The 15,477-nt window shown below is 54.6% G+C and carries 17 protein-coding genes and 1 pseudogene; 5 read left to right on the top strand and 13 right to left on the bottom strand.

Annotated features, from left to right (window positions below; genetic code table 11):
- Positions 1 to 7: 7 nt before the first annotated feature.
- Entirely contained in the window at positions 8 to 541 is a 534-nt protein-coding gene (locus ACZZ0A_RS10155) for a tetratricopeptide repeat protein (protein WP_007912163.1), read from the bottom strand.
- Positions 542 to 700: 159 nt separating this feature from the next.
- Here ACZZ0A_RS10155 and ACZZ0A_RS10160 point away from each other — a divergent pair, with 159 nt between their 5' ends.
- Positions 701 to 1,474: a class I SAM-dependent methyltransferase gene (locus ACZZ0A_RS10160; RefSeq protein ID WP_007912162.1), complete on the top strand. Its 774-nt coding sequence runs from the start codon at positions 701 to 703 to the stop codon at positions 1,472 to 1,474.
- Positions 1,475 to 1,594: 120 nt separating this feature from the next.
- Here the strand turns inward: ACZZ0A_RS10160 and ACZZ0A_RS10165 are convergent, their stop codons facing one another.
- Positions 1,595 to 1,933 (bottom strand): DUF2834 domain-containing protein, encoded by a 339-nt coding sequence (locus ACZZ0A_RS10165; RefSeq protein WP_007912161.1) that lies wholly within the window; start codon positions 1,931 to 1,933, stop codon positions 1,595 to 1,597.
- A gap of 249 nt (positions 1,934 to 2,182) precedes the next feature.
- Between ACZZ0A_RS10165 and ilvA the strand changes: the two are divergent.
- Positions 2,183 to 3,178: pseudogene (gene ilvA, locus ACZZ0A_RS10170) on the top strand (threonine ammonia-lyase, biosynthetic); the annotation flags it as partial.
- Positions 3,179 to 3,202: 24 nt separating this feature from the next.
- Here the strand turns inward: ilvA and ACZZ0A_RS10175 are convergent.
- Positions 3,203 to 3,508, bottom strand: a complete 306-nt coding sequence (locus ACZZ0A_RS10175) for an NIPSNAP family protein (protein WP_007912159.1) — start codon at positions 3,506 to 3,508, stop codon at positions 3,203 to 3,205.
- Positions 3,509 to 3,529: 21 nt separating this feature from the next.
- Positions 3,530 to 4,015: a serine protease inhibitor ecotin gene (eco, locus tag ACZZ0A_RS10180; RefSeq protein WP_007912158.1), complete on the bottom strand. Its 486-nt coding sequence runs from the start codon at positions 4,013 to 4,015 to the stop codon at positions 3,530 to 3,532.
- 367 nt (positions 4,016 to 4,382) lie between these two features.
- Here eco and ACZZ0A_RS10185 point away from each other — a divergent pair, with 367 nt between their 5' ends.
- Entirely contained in the window at positions 4,383 to 4,652 is a 270-nt protein-coding gene (locus ACZZ0A_RS10185; protein ID WP_007912157.1) for a DUF1652 domain-containing protein, read from the top strand.
- On the opposite strand, the gene ACZZ0A_RS10190 is transcribed toward ACZZ0A_RS10185, so the two are convergent.
- Both ACZZ0A_RS10190 and ACZZ0A_RS10195 read right to left on the bottom strand, forming a co-directional pair.
- Entirely contained in the window at positions 4,649 to 5,047 is a 399-nt protein-coding gene (locus ACZZ0A_RS10190) for a hypothetical protein (protein WP_007912156.1), read from the bottom strand. The genes ACZZ0A_RS10185 and ACZZ0A_RS10190 overlap by 4 nt on opposite strands.
- Positions 5,048 to 5,136: 89 nt before the next feature.
- On the bottom strand, positions 5,137 to 5,406 hold the full coding sequence (locus ACZZ0A_RS10195) for a DUF2790 domain-containing protein (protein ID WP_007912155.1): 270 nt from the start codon (positions 5,404 to 5,406) through the stop codon (positions 5,137 to 5,139).
- A 14-nt stretch (positions 5,407 to 5,420) separates the two neighbouring features.
- On the opposite strand from ACZZ0A_RS10195, the gene ACZZ0A_RS10200 reads away from it, so the two are divergent.
- Both ACZZ0A_RS10200 and ACZZ0A_RS10205 read left to right on the top strand, forming a co-directional pair.
- Positions 5,421 to 5,819, top strand: coding sequence for a hypothetical protein (locus ACZZ0A_RS10200; RefSeq protein ID WP_007912149.1), 399 nt, complete (start codon positions 5,421 to 5,423; stop codon positions 5,817 to 5,819).
- Between the two features lie 78 nt (positions 5,820 to 5,897).
- Positions 5,898 to 6,194 carry a hypothetical protein gene (locus ACZZ0A_RS10205; RefSeq protein WP_007912147.1) on the top strand — a complete coding sequence of 99 codons (297 nt, stop codon included), beginning with the start codon at positions 5,898 to 5,900 and terminating at the stop codon, positions 6,192 to 6,194.
- Between the two features lie 101 nt (positions 6,195 to 6,295).
- On the opposite strand, the gene ACZZ0A_RS10210 is transcribed toward ACZZ0A_RS10205, so the two are convergent.
- The 7 genes from ACZZ0A_RS10210 to ACZZ0A_RS10240 all read right to left on the bottom strand — a co-directional run bounded on the left by ACZZ0A_RS10210 (position 6,296) and on the right by ACZZ0A_RS10240 (position 15,271).
- Positions 6,296 to 6,835, bottom strand: coding sequence for an SEL1-like repeat protein (locus tag ACZZ0A_RS10210; RefSeq protein ID WP_007912145.1), 540 nt, complete (start codon positions 6,833 to 6,835; stop codon positions 6,296 to 6,298).
- 62 nt (positions 6,836 to 6,897) lie between these two features.
- Complete coding sequence (locus ACZZ0A_RS10215; RefSeq protein WP_081498739.1) at positions 6,898 to 7,266, bottom strand: SEL1-like repeat protein; 369 nt, start codon at positions 7,264 to 7,266, stop codon at positions 6,898 to 6,900.
- A gap of 326 nt (positions 7,267 to 7,592) precedes the next feature.
- Positions 7,593 to 8,063, bottom strand: coding sequence for an SEL1-like repeat protein (locus ACZZ0A_RS10220; RefSeq protein WP_338010054.1), 471 nt, complete (start codon positions 8,061 to 8,063; stop codon positions 7,593 to 7,595).
- 5 nt (positions 8,064 to 8,068) lie between these two features.
- The gene (locus tag ACZZ0A_RS10225) at positions 8,069 to 9,043 is read right to left on the bottom strand and encodes a tetratricopeptide repeat protein (RefSeq protein WP_007912139.1); all 975 of its coding nucleotides are present in this window, start codon (positions 9,041 to 9,043) and stop codon (positions 8,069 to 8,071) included.
- A gap of 12 nt (positions 9,044 to 9,055) precedes the next feature.
- The gene (locus ACZZ0A_RS10230; RefSeq protein ID WP_007912137.1) at positions 9,056 to 12,328 is read right to left on the bottom strand and encodes a hypothetical protein; all 3,273 of its coding nucleotides are present in this window, start codon (positions 12,326 to 12,328) and stop codon (positions 9,056 to 9,058) included.
- Positions 12,329 to 12,362: 34 nt separating this feature from the next.
- Positions 12,363 to 13,226: a DUF4123 domain-containing protein gene (locus tag ACZZ0A_RS10235; RefSeq protein ID WP_007912135.1), complete on the bottom strand. Its 864-nt coding sequence runs from the start codon at positions 13,224 to 13,226 to the stop codon at positions 12,363 to 12,365.
- Entirely contained in the window at positions 13,217 to 15,271 is a 2,055-nt protein-coding gene (locus ACZZ0A_RS10240) for a type VI secretion system Vgr family protein (RefSeq protein WP_463542980.1), read from the bottom strand. The genes ACZZ0A_RS10235 and ACZZ0A_RS10240 overlap by 10 nt, the downstream gene beginning before the upstream one ends.
- Positions 15,272 to 15,477 lie beyond the last annotated feature (206 nt).

Consider the following 15,477-nt stretch of genomic DNA (forward strand, 5'->3'; position numbering starts at 1 on the left):
TATGTGCTCAGGTTTTCGATGAATCGTTGATGGCTTCGGCCAGATCCTGGTATTCCTCGCAGGACATACCGCAAATCGATTTGATCTGCTGCAACTGTTCCTGCGCCAGATCGACGCGACCTTTGATCACATAGGCCTCGCCGAGGTATTCGCGCACTTGCGCGTACTGCGGATCGAGTTTCACCGATTGCAGGTAATAACCGATGCCTTCGTCGGTGCGCCCCAGTTTGCGTGTGGCGTATCCGCGATAGTTGAGGGCCTTGGCAGTGTTCGGTTGCTTCAGTGTGTCGAGCAGCGCTAGGGCCTCTTCGTAGCGACCGACCTTGGCGAGGCGATAGGCATAATCGGTACGGTCGGCATCCGAAAGTGCTTTGCTGACTTGCATCACACACTTCTGCGTTTTGCTGTCCCAGACCTGGCCTTTCGGGCATTCGGGTTTCTGCACCGGCGCTTCTTCATCACCATTGGCCAAGGCCAGTTGGCTGGACATCGCGGCGACCAGCAGAAACGGGGCGGCGAACATAACGGAACGGATAGTCATGGGCAAGGCTCCACAGGGGGTTATGTTTCACTTTGAACACCACAGGGTGAATTTTTATTCATCGCTTTATCAGTGACTGTTCAAGTTCAGCGTAAATTCAAGCGCTATGCTCGGGAGCGTCTGCCGTCGATCCGATGTTTTGCCGTAAGGAGCGTTGCCATGACCGACCAAATCCATCACTCAGCCGCTGCCGGCTACAAAACCGCCGCCGACACCTACGTCAAAGGGCGGCCGGACTATCCGCCGCAAGTCAGTCAATGGTTGACCGCGACGCTGGGCCTGGATGGGCATAAAACCGTGATCGATCTGGGCGCCGGTACTGGCAAGTTCACCGGGCGGCTGGTGGCGACCGGCGCACAAGTGATCGCGGTTGAACCGGTGCCGCAGATGTTGGAAAAGCTGTCTGACGCCTGGCCCGATGTGCTGGCCGTGAACGGCACGGCGACTGATCTGCCGTTGCCGGACGCTTCAGTCGATGTGGTGATTTGCGCGCAAGCGTTTCACTGGTTCGCCAGCACCGAAGCACTGACCGAAATCGCCCGGGTACTCAAGCCCGGTGGCCAGTTGGGGTTGATCTGGAATCTGCGCGACACCCAGGTCAGCTGGGTGCCGAAACTGGACGCCATCGTCAACGCACTGGAAGGTGACACGCCACGCTATTACACCGGCGCCTGGCGCACAGTGTTTCCGCACCCGGCGTTCGCGCCTCTGCAGGTCGAACGGTTTCACCATGGCCATACCGGTTCGCCGGAGGACGTGATTTTCAACCGCGTGCGCTCGACCAGTTTCATCGCCGCGCTGCCGAATGCGCAGCGGGCGAAGGTTGATGAGCAGCTTCGCGCGTTGATTGCCGCCGAGCCGGAACTGCGTGGTAGGGATGTGGTGACGGTGCCTTACGAAACCGCCGCGTTCGTCGCCGTAAAAAAGGGCTGAATGCCACGACATTCCAGTGTAGGAGTGAGCCTGCTCGCGATAGCGGAGTGTCAGTCACCTCATCTTTGGCTGACACTCCGCTATCGCGAGCAGGCTCACTCCTACAGGGGTTTCAGGTGTTCATAGTATCTGGCTGCACTTTGCCACCGCCTTCCGCCGTTCGCGAACCCCGCGCACCACCAGATACAACAACGGCCCAACCGAGACAAAAACCGCCGTCAGCAACAAATACGGCACCACCGACCAGACCGACTGCCCACGCGACCGGGCATCCTTGACCATCCATACGCCGGCCAGAGTCGCCAGCAGATACAGATCAATCACCACCTGCGCTGTGTCGGGCCGCGACATCAGGCTGATGCCAAAGTCGATCAACGACTGTTCAGCCTGGAGCATCACTGAAACGGTGTAAGCGCTGAAAGCGAGTAAAGCCGTGAGGGGCAGGGCGATAGACATCATGCAAGCCTTCCTTGGTGTGATGAGAGAGTCGCCAGACTAACGTCGCCACGCAAAATTGGCCATTGACTTGCCAGCACCGTGCAGGCTAATTTCCAGTCTATGACTTCGACTGTATCGCGTTGCCAGCCAATGATTATTACCGCCATTCCTCATTTGGCGGGCTAGCTCACGACTGCAGCACCCAACCCGCCCTAGAGGCGGGTTTTTACTTTCTGTCTCCGGGGTTTTGAAAAATGTCAGGAGACGACCATGCCGCACAGCCCCGATCAGCAAAACTTGCTTGAGCACTACGTGAAAAAGATCCTCGCCGCGCCGGTGTACGACCTCGCGGTGCGCACGCCTTTGCAAGCGGCGCCGGCGCTGTCGGAGGCGCTGGGCAACCGGATTCTGCTCAAGCGTGAAGACCTGCAACCGACGTTCTCCTTCAAGATCCGTGGCGCCTACAACAAATTGGTGCAATTGAGCGACGAACAGAGGGCGCGGGGGGTAATCACCGCATCGGCTGGCAATCACGCGCAAGGCGTGGCATTGGCAGCACGCGAACTGGGGATTGCAGCGACCATCGTCATGCCGGCGACAACGCCAGAATTGAAAGTGCTGGGTGTGCGCAGTCGTGACGCTGAAGCATTGCTGCACGGCGAGAGTTTCCCGTTCGCACTGGCCCATGCGCTGCAACTGGCGCAACAGACTGGGCGCACCTTCGTTTCACCGTTCGATGACCCGGAAGTGATCGCCGGGCAGGGCACCGTGGCGATGGAAATCCTCCGCCAGCATCAAGGTTCGCTGGATGCGATTTTTATCCCGGTGGGCGGCGGCGGTCTGATCGCCGGCATCGCGGCCTACGTCAAATACCTGCGCCCGGAAGTACGGATCATCGGCGTCGAATCTGAACACTCAGCTTGCCTGAAGGCTGCGCTCGAAGCAGATCAGCGCGTGGTGCTGCCCAATGTCGGCACCTTCGCCGATGGCGTGGCGGTAGCGCAGATTGGCGCGTTTGGGTTTGAGGTTTGCCGCTTTTGCGTCGACGAAGTCATCACCGTCAGCAACGACGATCTCTGCGCGGCGATCAAGAATATCTACGACGATACCCGCTCGATCACCGAACCGTCCGGCGCCTTGGCCGTGGCCGGGATCAAGCAGTACGTAGCGCGAACCGGGGTGCGCGAGCAGACATTCGTGGCGATCGACTCGGGCGCCAATATCAACTTCGACAGCCTGCGCCATGTCGCCGAGCGCGCCGCGATGTGCGGCGTCTCGGCATGATGAGGTTTACGACAGCAACGGGCGCAGGAAGCTGCGCTCGTAGCTGACGATGAACTTCTTCTCGACCAGGCTGGCCACCAGTGCGGTGCTTTCCGGATCGGTCATCGCGATGTGCCGATAGCTTTCGTAATCCGCCAGCGACGGAAAACTGAACAGGCAATAAGCGATGTTGCTCGCGCCTTCGGACGGCAAAAAGTAGCCGTGATGGGTGCCGCCCAAGCGCTCGACGATGCCGAGCCAGGCCTTGGCGTAAGCCTCGAACTCAGGCAATTGGTAGGGATCAATGACATATCGGACGTGGCAGGTAATCAAACGAAGCACTCCTTGTTCCGGTTATTCCTGCAGGGCTGTACCGACTTTGTCCGACGCCGACCAGATGCGATAACGCACTTCGACGTCAGACGGCGCATACACCACGACCGGCAACTTGCTGTTGTAACGCAGCATGAAACCGTCACCGACGACCGGCACGAATGCGCGTTTCTTCTGGCTGCCGGGCGGGCAGGCCATCATCGTGCTCATCGGCCCGATGACTTTTTCCAGGCGATAGAACGGATAACCCCAGCCCTCAAGATTCTTCTCATCGAGAACGCCGCCCAAACGCTGGCGATTGCAGTCCACTTCCAGGGTTTTGCCGGCGAGAATTTCCACCTGGAAGTTTTCTTCCTGCTCTTGCTTGGGCAAGTGAATGACCTGGCGGGTGAACCCGGCTTCAGCCTTCGGGAACGGCGCGACGTCTTCAAGCTTGGCGGCGTGGGCGAGGGTGGACAGGCTGGCGATGAACAAACCGGTGGTCGCGTAAACGCGTAAAGAACCCATGGAAGCCTCCGTGCGGGTGTAGGGTGGATGACGGGCATTCTTACCGTCATGGGCCGTGATTGCAAACCAGCGTCGAGTTGCAAAATGCAGTGCCGGCAGGGTCCATTCTTGCAATTTGCAAGTAGCCAAATGCTGGCACCGCCGCCAAGTGCTTGATTTCATGAGGGTGAAAATGAACCGATGAAAGGCACGCTTTATGCGTCTTTTCAGTGCGGCGCACCGGCCTTGGGCGCCTACACTCCAATGGGCATTTCGCAGTACCACCGCTTGTCGCACCAGGGAAACAGCGGGGACACACCCGTGCAGGGGCAGCAACGGTCAGCGTGAATACTTGATTGGCATCTCACAGTAAGGAGAGGGTTTCGCCATGTTTCTGTCTGCCTTGGAACTACGCAATATCATTGAAAGCAGTTTTCTGCCGAAACGCTGCCAGTGCACGCTATCGCCGGACTTGTCGATGACCGTCAAGGTCTTCGGCGATCACCAGACCGATCAGGTCGATCTGCTGGTCAGTGGCATCGACGCCAGCCATCTCAATGGCTGTCGTGAAATCAACGAACTGATCGCCGGGCTGCGCTCGGATCTGAACCAGCAAACTGTGCAACATCACTACAGCCCACGCTCCAGAGTCGTCTAACGCACCGTTTCACCCAGTTCGACCGTCACGCGCCGGGCCTGCACAAAACCAAGGCCCAGCGCGAACTCGACCAGCACCGCGAGCAAAATCCCGGGGCCGGCATGACCGTTCAGCCATTCCGCAAAACCCAGCACCGCCAAACCAAAACAACCGACGATAAACCCGTTGCTCAGCGCATTGCGCCCCAGCGACGGCGGTGCATTGCGCACCAGATAAAACATCACTCCCAACGCCGCAAACAGCACCGCACTGCGCCGCGCGACAAATCCGGCCCCTTCGGAATATTCAATGCTCCAGATCGCCAGCAGCATGTCCGGGACAAAGCCCCAGGCCAGCGCCAACAGAAAACACAACGAAGAAGTGAGACCCGACAACGTGCGAAACGACAACTGCATGGCGAATCCTTGCGGCAGTGAGGAGGGCTCCGAGCATAACCGCCGAAACACCCCACGCCTACCGCAAACCCGCAAATCAGACGTTTCTGTCAGTTCTGGAAGTTGCACGCGTCAGACAATTTCCGGTAGCTGATTTCCTCAGGCTTACCGGCGTTGTCGATGTACTTCATATCGGCCGTAACCACTTTGCACGTTTGTGTTGGCGGCTCGGTCAACGACACCACCTTGGCCACATGCAGCGGCATGCCGTACTCATACGGCACGGCTTTGGACGTGGCAGAGGTGTCATTGGCCTGGGCCAGCCCGGCGAACGCGGTGCAGGCGAGGGCGACGCTGAGCAATAAAGGACGAATGTTCATGAAAGGACTCCCGAGTGGCGGTTCTAGAGTTCGGCGTGATTCACCCGAACCTGCCGCACTGGGCAACAGCCAGAATGGCTGAGGGCGTGCGGTTCAGTAGAGTTTTTGACCACGGCGTTAAGGGATGGTTAACCGAGCTGAACGCCGGCTGTCAGGGAGTGCGGCGGTTTTCTTTGGAAGGTTTGGCGAATTCCTACAAAGGCTGGTGCTTTGTCTGCTTTCGGCGGTTGGAGCAGGGCGGTTATTGTCGGTTGCCGCTGCAAAATCAGTGGTTCGGGTTTGGTCACCCGGGAATAATCGATTGCATATGTGCCATCATTTGCACCGCGGAGTTCTTTGACCGTGAAGTGCATAGCTGTGGCGGCCGTGTGCAGGACGCCTTCGGGCGAGCTGAGTTGATTGTTCTCGGTTGACCAAGCCTGTACACGGCCCGCCTCCCATCGTTTGGTCACGGTGTCGGCGGTTACTTTTGAAACAATCGAGTAATCAATATGCCAATAATCAAACTGCTACAAAACCGCTATCTCCCCCTCAGCAGCAACGTCACCGAAACCCCGACACTGCTCATCGACACCCAAGCCAACCCGAAAGACATCCTCGAAGCCGCCGTCCAGCGCATCCGCGCCGCCGCCGACCTGCTCGAAACCCTGCATTGCCTGTGCTTCAAGCACGCCGACGTGCAAGACATTCCACACATCACCCATGCACTTTACCTGTTGACGCAGGATGGCAATGATTTGCTGCAGGTGGCGCAGCAGCAGATGTTGAGTTGGAAGGCGCCGGTTTGATGGGCTAGTAAAAACGGGAGTAGGACGGCGCTGGGCTAACTCCGAGCTATCTACTCCTCCCGTTTGTATGATTCTTGCGCCACTGTTTTGAATAAAATAATCTAACGGCTTAGCTTGTCAGGGAAAAAAGACAGGGGTGGATGCGTTGATATCCATTTTTTTGATTGTTCCTTGGCTTCTAATATCTGCGAAGGGGTTAGCTTGGAAGCAATAAGCGGAAGCTTGTATTTAACGTTTTCCTGCATTCCTCCACCACCATCCAAGATGCTTAGGGAGTGAATGAGCGAGTATCCCTGTACAGGCTCATAAGGAAAGCCATAGGTGTCAGGCTCGTGAGCCAAGTATGAACCGTATCCATATATGAACTCTGCATAACCCGTAACTGCCGCTTGTTCATTCCAATGCCGGAAGCCTTCAATATTCCCCTTCTCAAAAAGAAGAACCGCCAACTCCATCATTGACTTAGGATTGCCGCCTTCAGCCGAAAGTTTGTACCATTTTTCAATCGCCTCACTTCGCCTCCATGGAAGTAAAAAAATCTCACCTTGTTTCAATGAAGTTGGCACCCAGTATTGCGCAATAGCATTTCCTGAAGATGCAGCCTTTTCTAACCAAATATCATCTAGCGTTATTTCGTACATCAGGTACATCGCTTCTGCGTCACCCGCGTCAGCTTATTGTCGGGCTAACTGTTTTGCTTGATTTAACCACTCTGCAGGTGTTTTTTGCGAAGGGGGCAGTCACTTGATATGTTACATAGATCTTGCTCTATACGCCCTAACTGAATCATTGCATATAGGTTGTTTTGGTTCGCAGACGCTTCGTACCATTTTCTGGCAATTGCGTTCATATAGTGATTTTTTGTTCGAAGAGCTTCGCCTAAATAATACTGAGCTTCAGGATCGCCAGCCTCTGCAGCAATTGTTAAAAAGGAGATGGCTGAAGTGGCCTTGTACTGGTTGTAAAGTGCAATGCCTTTGTTTTTAGCGATTTTCTGCTGTGCATCCAGTTGGGCTTCCCCGTAAGAAGGAAGTGATGTCATGAGTAGCAGAAAAATGGCCAAATACTTCATGGGTTCTATCAGCTTAACTTGTCAGAAAGAGGATAATGATAGATTTAGTTTTTAGCGACTTAATTTGTCTGGGTAGAAGGAAAGTGGGGCGTGAGTAGCCTTCCATTCTTTCGCAAGTTGTTTGCCTTCTGAAATTTTTTCAGCTGTCATCTTCGCTTCAATTTTTGGTAGCTTGCTCTCCACTCTTTCTTGTAAACCCCCACCGCCGTCTAGCTTCTTCGGGTAAGCGAGCGCATAACCTTTAACGACATCGAATAGAAATCCATACGTGTCTGGCTCATGAGCAAGATCAGAGCCGTAACCATAAACCTTTGTGGCGTAACTTGCTAAGCTGCTTGCTCATTCCAATGACGGAACCCTTCAATATCATCTTTTCCATAAAGAAGGGCTCCGTATTCCATCATGGAAGGCGGGTACCCACCCTCAGCTGAAGCTTTGAATAGTTTTTCGACAACTTCTGAGCGTTTCCATGGAAGAAAAAAACCGTCCCCCTGATGGTAGCTTTTAGCTAACAAATACTGTGAAATTTGGTGATTTTTTGTAGCTGCCTTTTCATACCACTTTCTTGCTTCAGAATTCATATAGCTATTTTTTTGTCGCAATGACTCAGCTATATAATATTGTGCCTCATGGTCTCCAGCCTCTGCCGCTATTCTCAGTAGAGGAGGCGCTGAAACAGCTTTAAAATGATTGTAAAGAACTATGTCGCGATATTTCATTGCAAGTTTGTAGTCACTTAGTGCCAGTGCGGCGGGGTTAAAAGCGACTAGCAAAAAACCTGCGATAGGAAGTTTCATGGTGATCAACGGCTAAGTTTGTCAGGAAAAAAAGAGAGAGGAGGGTGCGACGCAGCCCATTCTTGAGAAAACTTTTTTGCTGCTTCAATCTGTTCAGCAGTCATTTTAGCGGCGATTCGAGGTAGCGTGTACTCAACATTTTCCTTCATGCCACCACCCCCGTCGAGCTCGGACAGCCAGTATAAAAGCGCGTACCCCTTAATTAAATCTAGCGGAAATCCAAATCTGTCAGGCTCATGTGCCAAATCCGAGCCGTAGCCGAAAACAGTAGTTGCATACCCCGTTAGCGCTGTCTTTTCGACCCAATGGCGATAGCCTTCTACATCACCTCGTTCATATAAAATGGCGGCATAATTCATCATTGACTTGGGGTAGCCGCCTTCAGCCGAAAGCTTAAACCATTTTTCAACTGCTTCTCTTCGTTTCCAAGGCAGGAAAAAGCCATCGCCTTGCTTGACGGAAACCGCCATCCAGTACTGTGCAAATGCATCTCCCGCAACGGCGGATCTTTCAAGCCAAGTATCATCTAGCGTGATTTCATACATTATGTACATCGCCTCCGCGTCTCCAGCTTCGGCTTTTTCTTGAGCTATATTTTTTGCCTGATTCAACCAATCAATTGCTTGTTTCTGCGAAGTGGGGCAGTCGTTGGATATTTCGCACATGTCGTGCTCAATGCGGCCCAATTGGATCATGGCATAAAGATTGTTCTGACCTGCCGATGCTTCATACCATTTTCTGGCCTCATTGTTCATGTAATGATTTTTCTTTCGAAGAGACTCTCCTAAATAATATTGTGCTTCGGAGTCGCCCGCTTCTGCTGCTGTTGTTAAAAAAGGGATCGCAGAAGTGGCTTTGTATTGGTTATATAAAATAATCCCAGTGTTTTTCGCCGAGCTTTGCTCTTTTGTCAGTTCAGTGTTTGCATAGCAGTTGAGCGTGAAAAACATCAATAGCGAAAGTGCTGTTTTGATTAACATGAGGGTTCCGAGCTAAATGGTTGTTTTTGGAGTGCCAACATAGGTGGCTTTGCCGGAGGGGATATAGGTACGCCCGTAATACTGAGTTCGCTGACAGAAGCTGTCTCGTTTTGCACCTAGTAACTTGACGTGGGATGAGTATCGTTCGCGCATTCGGTCACCATCAATTTCCACGAGGCGCAACACTGCTTCATTCATGAAATTATCAAGATCCAAGCGGCTTTCACAGTATTTTTGATCTGCGTTCTTCGGTTTCAAGCCGAACTTGTTCATGCTCATGCAGATCTCTACGAATTGGCTCTGCGCTTTGTCCAGACAGTTTTGCTTTTGAGCGTTATTTACTATCCACGCTAATATTCTTTCGATCGCTCTTTGTTGGATTAGATGAGCCTCATCGGCGCTGTATTTTCGTTCTTCTTTATTTGATGGGTTCGAAGGGGATGACGCGTTGATAGTGAATCCTTCTGGCGGACTAATTAACGTCATGAGCAGAGGGCCAAGTGCTCCTGGGATCGCGTTGACACACCACTCCTCGATTTCTGCTTGTTGGTCATAAAACATAATCGTGTCTGCGATCAGTCCTCCTTTTCCAGTGGAGGTCAAGCTTTCATAAAGGCTCATCACTGCATCTACCCCCATGAGATAAATCATCCCTACATCGAAGCCGGAGATAGCAAGCGAATTCATTTTGGATAAGTAAGCGTACGTCTCATCTTCAATGACAAAAATCGGGTTTTGATTGTTTTTGTACAGTTCTCTACGGAACATGTTAAGCAACTCAGTGACGGCGTCGTACCCCACTTCGAACTTGAAGGAGCCTCCTACGCCGGGGCCGGCTATCAATGCGGCCTTGAGCACCAGAACCAGACGCCCCTCGTGCAAGGAAATACTGGCTTCAGCCCTCGCACCGAGACCGGCTGCGGCATTGAGTTCCACGGTCAAACGCGCAAGGCTAAACCATTCGCTGGCCTTCATTCCGGCAGCTTTGCCGGCAACGGGCGCTTTGGTTAGCAAGGCTACTTCGGAGGGGGGAGCCCAGTTTAGCGCTCCGGTGACCATGATCCCGGTTTGCAGGCCTGCGAACAGATTGAATGCGGCTTTTGCGCCATCCTGTATCTGTAGCGTTTCAGGAGCTCTTTTAATTTGGCCACTTTTTTCAGTTCTCGCGTAGCTGCGCTTATCGGGGTTGCGAACGACTGGTTCCGGAGGCGCTAAATGGAAGCCAGCGTTGCTGACATCCAATGCAATTTCCGAAGAAAGCAGCAACGATGCTCCGGCGTAGCCCCAAGCCTTCGCGCCTAGATAGAGCGAAAAACGTCCGAGGTTCATCTTCTGCTGTATGTCTTCGGCGTTTCGGTAGGTGATAACGATATCTTTAGCGCTGGCGCGGTCTGGCAAGTCGACTTTGAAGAGTTCGACTTCACCCCTGGCAAGGTCAACGGCAAAGGTCGCCTTCGCCGAGGCCTGGAATCCTTCGGCCAATGTCCAATCAGGCCCCTCTACTTTTGTCGACGAATGGATGATCTTCGTGGTGGAAGGCATCAGGCAACGAACCAACTGTGCCTGCGGAGTGATGTCGAAAATGCGGAAGGTCTTGCGAACGTTGTCCTTGAACAACACTTGCTGCAACCGGTCTCCCCATTCTTTACGCGTTCCAGCGCTCTCCAGCGCCGTAACCTTGTACTTTTTGCTTTCAAGATAGGCGTTGAATTTTTCGATCTCGAACCAGCCTTCGGAGGAGAACCAATCGCTTTCCTGATCCTTGATCCTCAAAGCGCCTTCGTCTTTCAGCCACTGTCCGAACAAGCTCAGCTCAGTGTCGGTCGTTGCTTTTCCATCACTATTGCCCGGACGCTTCGCCAGATCTTTGACCTTGGCGCCAACTTTCTTCCAGTCATCTTTAACGGTCTGTTTGATTCGTGGCAGCGAATACATGCTGAGATAGGTCAGAGGTTTTTTCAGGCTGTCCGCCATGCTCATCTCGGCCAGCGGGAAGCCGTTCTTGATCAAACGCTCTTCAGGTCTTGCCTGAAATTGTTCTGGCTCCCACAACAGATGACGGCGAACAGTCGCCGTTTCCACATTGTTTTCAGCCTGGAGCCGTAGTGTTTCTTTTGATGCTTGCAGCCGATCCCAGGCGGTGCGCTCATTGGTGACAAGGTTGGTGGGCGCCTTGGCTTGTCGTCCACTTGCCTCGATCCAGCTTTTGTATTTGGTACTGAGGCGTTCATTGACCTCTTTTTGCTCTTTCTCTAGTGCCAGATACTGCTTGAACAAGTCGACGCCACCCTCGACTGCTCCCCCTTCGGGGATCAGTGCGAACTCGGGCAAGGCAATTCCGTACTGAGCAACATCGGTGATGGCATCCAGATAAGCGTTATAAGTCGCTTTCCTTTCCTTGCGTTTGATTTCCTGGTCACGCACATAAGTACACAGCATCAACTGATTATTGGTGCCGCACATCGCGATGTCATCTATCCGCTTTTTGTCCTGAGCGAGCATCGGGGCGAGTTCTGCCGATGTTAACGTGGTTAGATCCTTGTCTTCTAACAGCGCTTCTCGTGCTTTCAGATATTTTTGAACGGCTTCACGAGCGGCTATGGCTTTCGGCGCATAAAGACTGCCGCTTTCGTACGCGTAGCCTTTTTCCGTCGCGGCGGCAATGGCCGTACGCTTGAGCTTTTTCCATTCACTGTGCATGCCGTGCACGCGAGTAGCGTCTTCACGGGCGGACATCAATTCGTTTCTTTTGATCTGATCCTGTTCGAGGCGCGTGAGAGGCGTTGCAGGTGCTTCTGCTTCTGCTTCTGGTGCTGCGGCTTTCCTGCTCTGTTGCGATTCAAGCAGGGCCGCGTCCAGATTACTTATGTTGGGATGTTGAGTTTCGATCTCCAGCATCCGGGATTTCTCTTCACCCTCAAGAAAGTTTGCCAGCTTGGGTTCGAGGAAATACTCCAAGAGACCGGATTCGTAGAGCCCTTTTTTGCGCTCTTCGGGTGACTTGGTAGAGCTAACTTTTTGTTCCAGATCGCTGGAAGCTTCTTTCAGTGCCGAATTGGTTCGCTCCGGCAGCAACCAGAATGATTCATTCTCAGTGTCGTAAATGGCGCTGCCATAAACGGTGGAGCAGGGCGTTTTCACTTTGTCGTGATCGCCTGGTGTATCTTCCGGCGCTTCGGGTTGTTCACCGATATCCCGAGGTGGTTTTGCACAAGTCTCGTCTGCAACTACTGGTGTAGCAGGTGCCGACTCGGTGTTAGTTGTTGCGCTGGTGTTCTGTTCCATTTCGCTTCCATTCATTCTTTACGGACGGGGGTCATCAAGCAGCGCTGATAGCGAGTTGCTGCAACTGCTGCACTTTGATGAACGACTCTTCCCTGGATTGCAGGATGGCCATTGCCTGAGGCTGCATTTCGAGCAGCGGGCCGTTGGTGATTTGGCCCAGTTTCAGTAAATGACGACCTTCGTAAATGTTGTGGGCAACCAGCACGTTCAGGTTTTCCACGAGGTTGGGCAGTTGTTCGTCGGTGGGTTCACCGTAGGCAGCGTATTGCTCGTCTGCCCAGTAAACCCAACCCAGATGCTCCTGAACCTTTGGCGCTGTTGGCGGCAGGTTGAACGCTGAGACGTCGCCCAGCCATTCAAGTTCCGAAACGGGGCGCCAGCTGAGCCAGCGACCGCGATTACGCCCGAAGTGGACCGGTGCCGGGCTGTAAACGTGTTGCCAAGGGCCGAAAAGTTGATGCGAACTTTCACCAGCGGTGTAGGCCAGCGCGGCCCACAGGCTTGGCTTGTGATAGCTCAACAGGCTTTGGCCACCTGAGCCATCGTTGGCACGCAGGAGCCAGCGGGCATGTGCCAGTGCCTTGGCTGGATCTGTTGTGGAGAGGGCAATGCCGGAGAAATTTTCTTCGCAGAGCTTTGCCGCTTCGGCTGCGAGTCGACTGCCCCACGGGGCGACCAGCCAGAGAGGACCGTCAGCGGCAATTTCAGCGAAGTCGGTGTTGAGAAACAGACCTTGGGTGTCTACGGGCTCGCCGACACGGTACAGGCGGCTCATGGCTTCCGGCTGACGGACGCGATCAATGATGAAACACAGGGTCAGGTCGGAGCTTTCTCTCGGCAATTCCTCGAACCCATGGCGTGGCGCTTCGAGGAGGGCGGTCAGCGCTTTTACATGCATGTGCAATCCTTACGGCTGCAGGCGCCGTTGCTTTGTTTTCCGCACAACGGCGTGATACCTGACTCGTTCAGACGCTTTGGAAGCGGGATGAGTACTTTTCCGGCCTTATCCGCATCCGCCACTTTCATCGGTCCCGGCAGCAATGGTGCCGCAGGCGTCCCGACCCCAGGCGAGCCGCCAGTGTTGACCTTCACTTCGGCACCGCTGATGGTCACGCCACCCGCGTCAACCTTGACGAAACTCCCGCCAGCCTTGGCCGTGAGTTCCATCGCACCTTCGACCACCACTTTCTGGCCGGCGTAGTAATGGATTTCTGACCCGGCCTCGACAAACTGCGCAGTCCCGACCTTCAGGTGCTGGGTGACACCCACGGTCAGGTGATCATCCGCACGCATCTCGCTGATGCGATCCAGATGCGTAATTCGGTGCTCTTCAACCTTGAACTCGCTCAGCGTGTTGGTTTCAACGGTGTCATGTCGTTCGTTGCCGACGCGAATCTTCTGATCGTGCTCGATGTTTTCGTCCCAGTCGCGTTGGGCGTGGATGTAGATCTGCTCGACGCCTTTTTTGTCTTCGATACGGAATTCGTTGTAGCCCTTGCCGCCCGGTGAGCTCAGGGTCTTGAAGGTGCTGCGGGTTTTGTTGGCCGGCAGGTCGTAGGGGACGACGTTTTCCTTGTGGTACAGGCAACCGGTGACCAGCGGCTGGTCGGGATCGCCTTCGAGGAAGGTGACAAGGACTTCCATGCCGATGCGCGGGATGGCGATGCCGCCATACGCCGCGCCGGCCCAGCCGCTGGCGACGCGCATCCAGCAGGTGGTTTTGTCGTCGCCCTGGCCGTCGCGGTCCCAGTGGAATTGCACTTTGATGCGGCCGTATTGGTCGCAGTGAATTTCTTCGCCTGCGGGGCCGGTGACGACGGCGGTCTGGCTGCCGAGGACTTTTGGTTTCGGGTGTTCAAGGGCAGGGCGGTAGTGCGCGTCCCAGGGTGTGGCGAGGAAGCTGTTGCGGTAGCCTTGGTGGAAATCGCTTTTGTGGTCGGTGACGTCGCTGGTGACGTTTTCGCCGAGGACTTGCGGTTGTTTGCCTTCGTGGAAGACTTCCAGCAGCAGCCACAGGTCGTTCCATTCGGCGCGCGGGTGTTCGGCGAGCGTGAGGAAATGGCCGCTGGTGAGGGTTGGTTCGTCACCTTTGCCTTCGGCGAGTTTGTAGTCGCTGCGATGGCGTTCGAGGGCGCGGGTGGAAAGGAACTTGCCGCGCTCGCGGGTGGTGAAGCGGCCGGGGTAGTCGTAGTCCTCGAGGTCCGGGGCGAACTCGGTTTTGACCGCGCCTTCGGGGAGGATCTTTGGTTTTTCGAAGTCGTAGTCGCGGCGGCTGACGCGGGTGGTGCGGGTTTCCAGACGCAGGTTGAAACGCTTGATCACCGGTTTGTCGGCGGCCATGCCGGAGTCTTGCTGGTAGCTCACCGGTTTCAGCTTGCGGAACACGGTCTGGTCGTCGCCGAACACCAGTTTGTGGCCGCTGCTGCTGTGCTGGAAGTGGAAGTGAATGCCTTCCTCTTCGCACAAACGCTGAATGAAATGCAGGTCGGATTCGTCGTACTGCACGCAGTATTCGCGTTGCGGGTATTCGGCGCCGAGCTGGAAGCTGTAGGCGTCGGCGAGGATGCCGCGATCTTCCAGCACCTGGGCGATGATCTTCGGCACGGTCAGTTGCTGGAAAATCTGCTGATCGTGGTTGTGCCGCAGGTAGGCCAGTTGTGGCACCAGGCTGAGGCTGTAACGGGTCAGGGTCTTGCCGGAGTCGCCTTGCTCGATGCGATAGACCAGACCGTGGATCTTGCCTTCGCCGGTCGGGCCGAAGGTCAGGACGCCGGGCTTGTGCAACAGCTCTTCGAGTTTGAGGTCGGGGCGGGCGCTGACGAGTTCGAGGTCGAAACGGAACGGTTGGTTGAGGGCTTCGCGACCGGTGAAGCTGAGGACTTGCAGGTCGGCGTTGGCGCCTTCAAGCGTGAGTGTGATGTGGGTTGCGTTGGCGTCCAGCATGCCTTGAATTCCGTCCGTTGAATAAGCAGGTGACGGATGATGGAGGATTAAGCAGCCTCGTTCAAGGCACAAAAGCCGTAGGTCTGGCAGGTTTGCGGTATAGGGAAAACCCTTAGATGGGGTGTTTGGCCCAATGAAAACGGGTGTTTAGTGCGAATTGGCGTTGATCGCCGGCAACTTTTCCCACGATCCCGGGTTGAAGAATC

This window comes from Pseudomonas sp. AC242 (assembly GCF_979258655.1).

Excerpts from the sequence above, each read along its gene's own strand:
- ACZZ0A_RS10230 (WP_007912137.1), bottom strand. The coding sequence starts at position 12,328 with ATGGAACAGAACACCAGCGCAACAACTAACACCGAGTCGGCACCTGCT.
- ACZZ0A_RS10205 (WP_007912147.1), top strand. The coding sequence starts at position 5,898 with ATGCCAATAATCAAACTGCTACAAAACCGCTATCTCCCCCTCAGCAGC.
- ACZZ0A_RS10185 (WP_007912157.1), top strand. The coding sequence starts at position 4,383 with ATGTTTCTGTCTGCCTTGGAACTACGCAATATCATTGAAAGCAGTTTT.
- eco (WP_007912158.1), bottom strand. The coding sequence starts at position 4,015 with ATGGGTTCTTTACGCGTTTACGCGACCACCGGTTTGTTCATCGCCAGC.
- ACZZ0A_RS10165 (WP_007912161.1), bottom strand. The coding sequence starts at position 1,933 with ATGATGTCTATCGCCCTGCCCCTCACGGCTTTACTCGCTTTCAGCGCT.
- ACZZ0A_RS10220 (WP_338010054.1), bottom strand. The coding sequence starts at position 8,063 with ATGAAACTTCCTATCGCAGGTTTTTTGCTAGTCGCTTTTAACCCCGCC.
- ACZZ0A_RS10160 (WP_007912162.1), top strand. The coding sequence starts at position 701 with ATGACCGACCAAATCCATCACTCAGCCGCTGCCGGCTACAAAACCGCC.
- ACZZ0A_RS10210 (WP_007912145.1), bottom strand. The coding sequence starts at position 6,835 with ATGTACGAAATAACGCTAGATGATATTTGGTTAGAAAAGGCTGCATCT.
- ACZZ0A_RS10190 (WP_007912156.1), bottom strand. The coding sequence starts at position 5,047 with ATGCAGTTGTCGTTTCGCACGTTGTCGGGTCTCACTTCTTCGTTGTGT.
- ACZZ0A_RS10155 (WP_007912163.1), bottom strand. The coding sequence starts at position 541 with ATGACTATCCGTTCCGTTATGTTCGCCGCCCCGTTTCTGCTGGTCGCC.
- ACZZ0A_RS10240 (WP_463542980.1), bottom strand. The coding sequence starts at position 15,271 with ATGCTGGACGCCAACGCAACCCACATCACACTCACGCTTGAAGGCGCC.
- ACZZ0A_RS10195 (WP_007912155.1), bottom strand. The coding sequence starts at position 5,406 with ATGAACATTCGTCCTTTATTGCTCAGCGTCGCCCTCGCCTGCACCGCG.
- ACZZ0A_RS10215 (WP_081498739.1), bottom strand. The coding sequence starts at position 7,266 with ATGAAGTATTTGGCCATTTTTCTGCTACTCATGACATCACTTCCTTCT.
- ACZZ0A_RS10235 (WP_007912135.1), bottom strand. The coding sequence starts at position 13,226 with ATGCATGTAAAAGCGCTGACCGCCCTCCTCGAAGCGCCACGCCATGGG.
- ACZZ0A_RS10225 (WP_007912139.1), bottom strand. The coding sequence starts at position 9,043 with ATGTTAATCAAAACAGCACTTTCGCTATTGATGTTTTTCACGCTCAAC.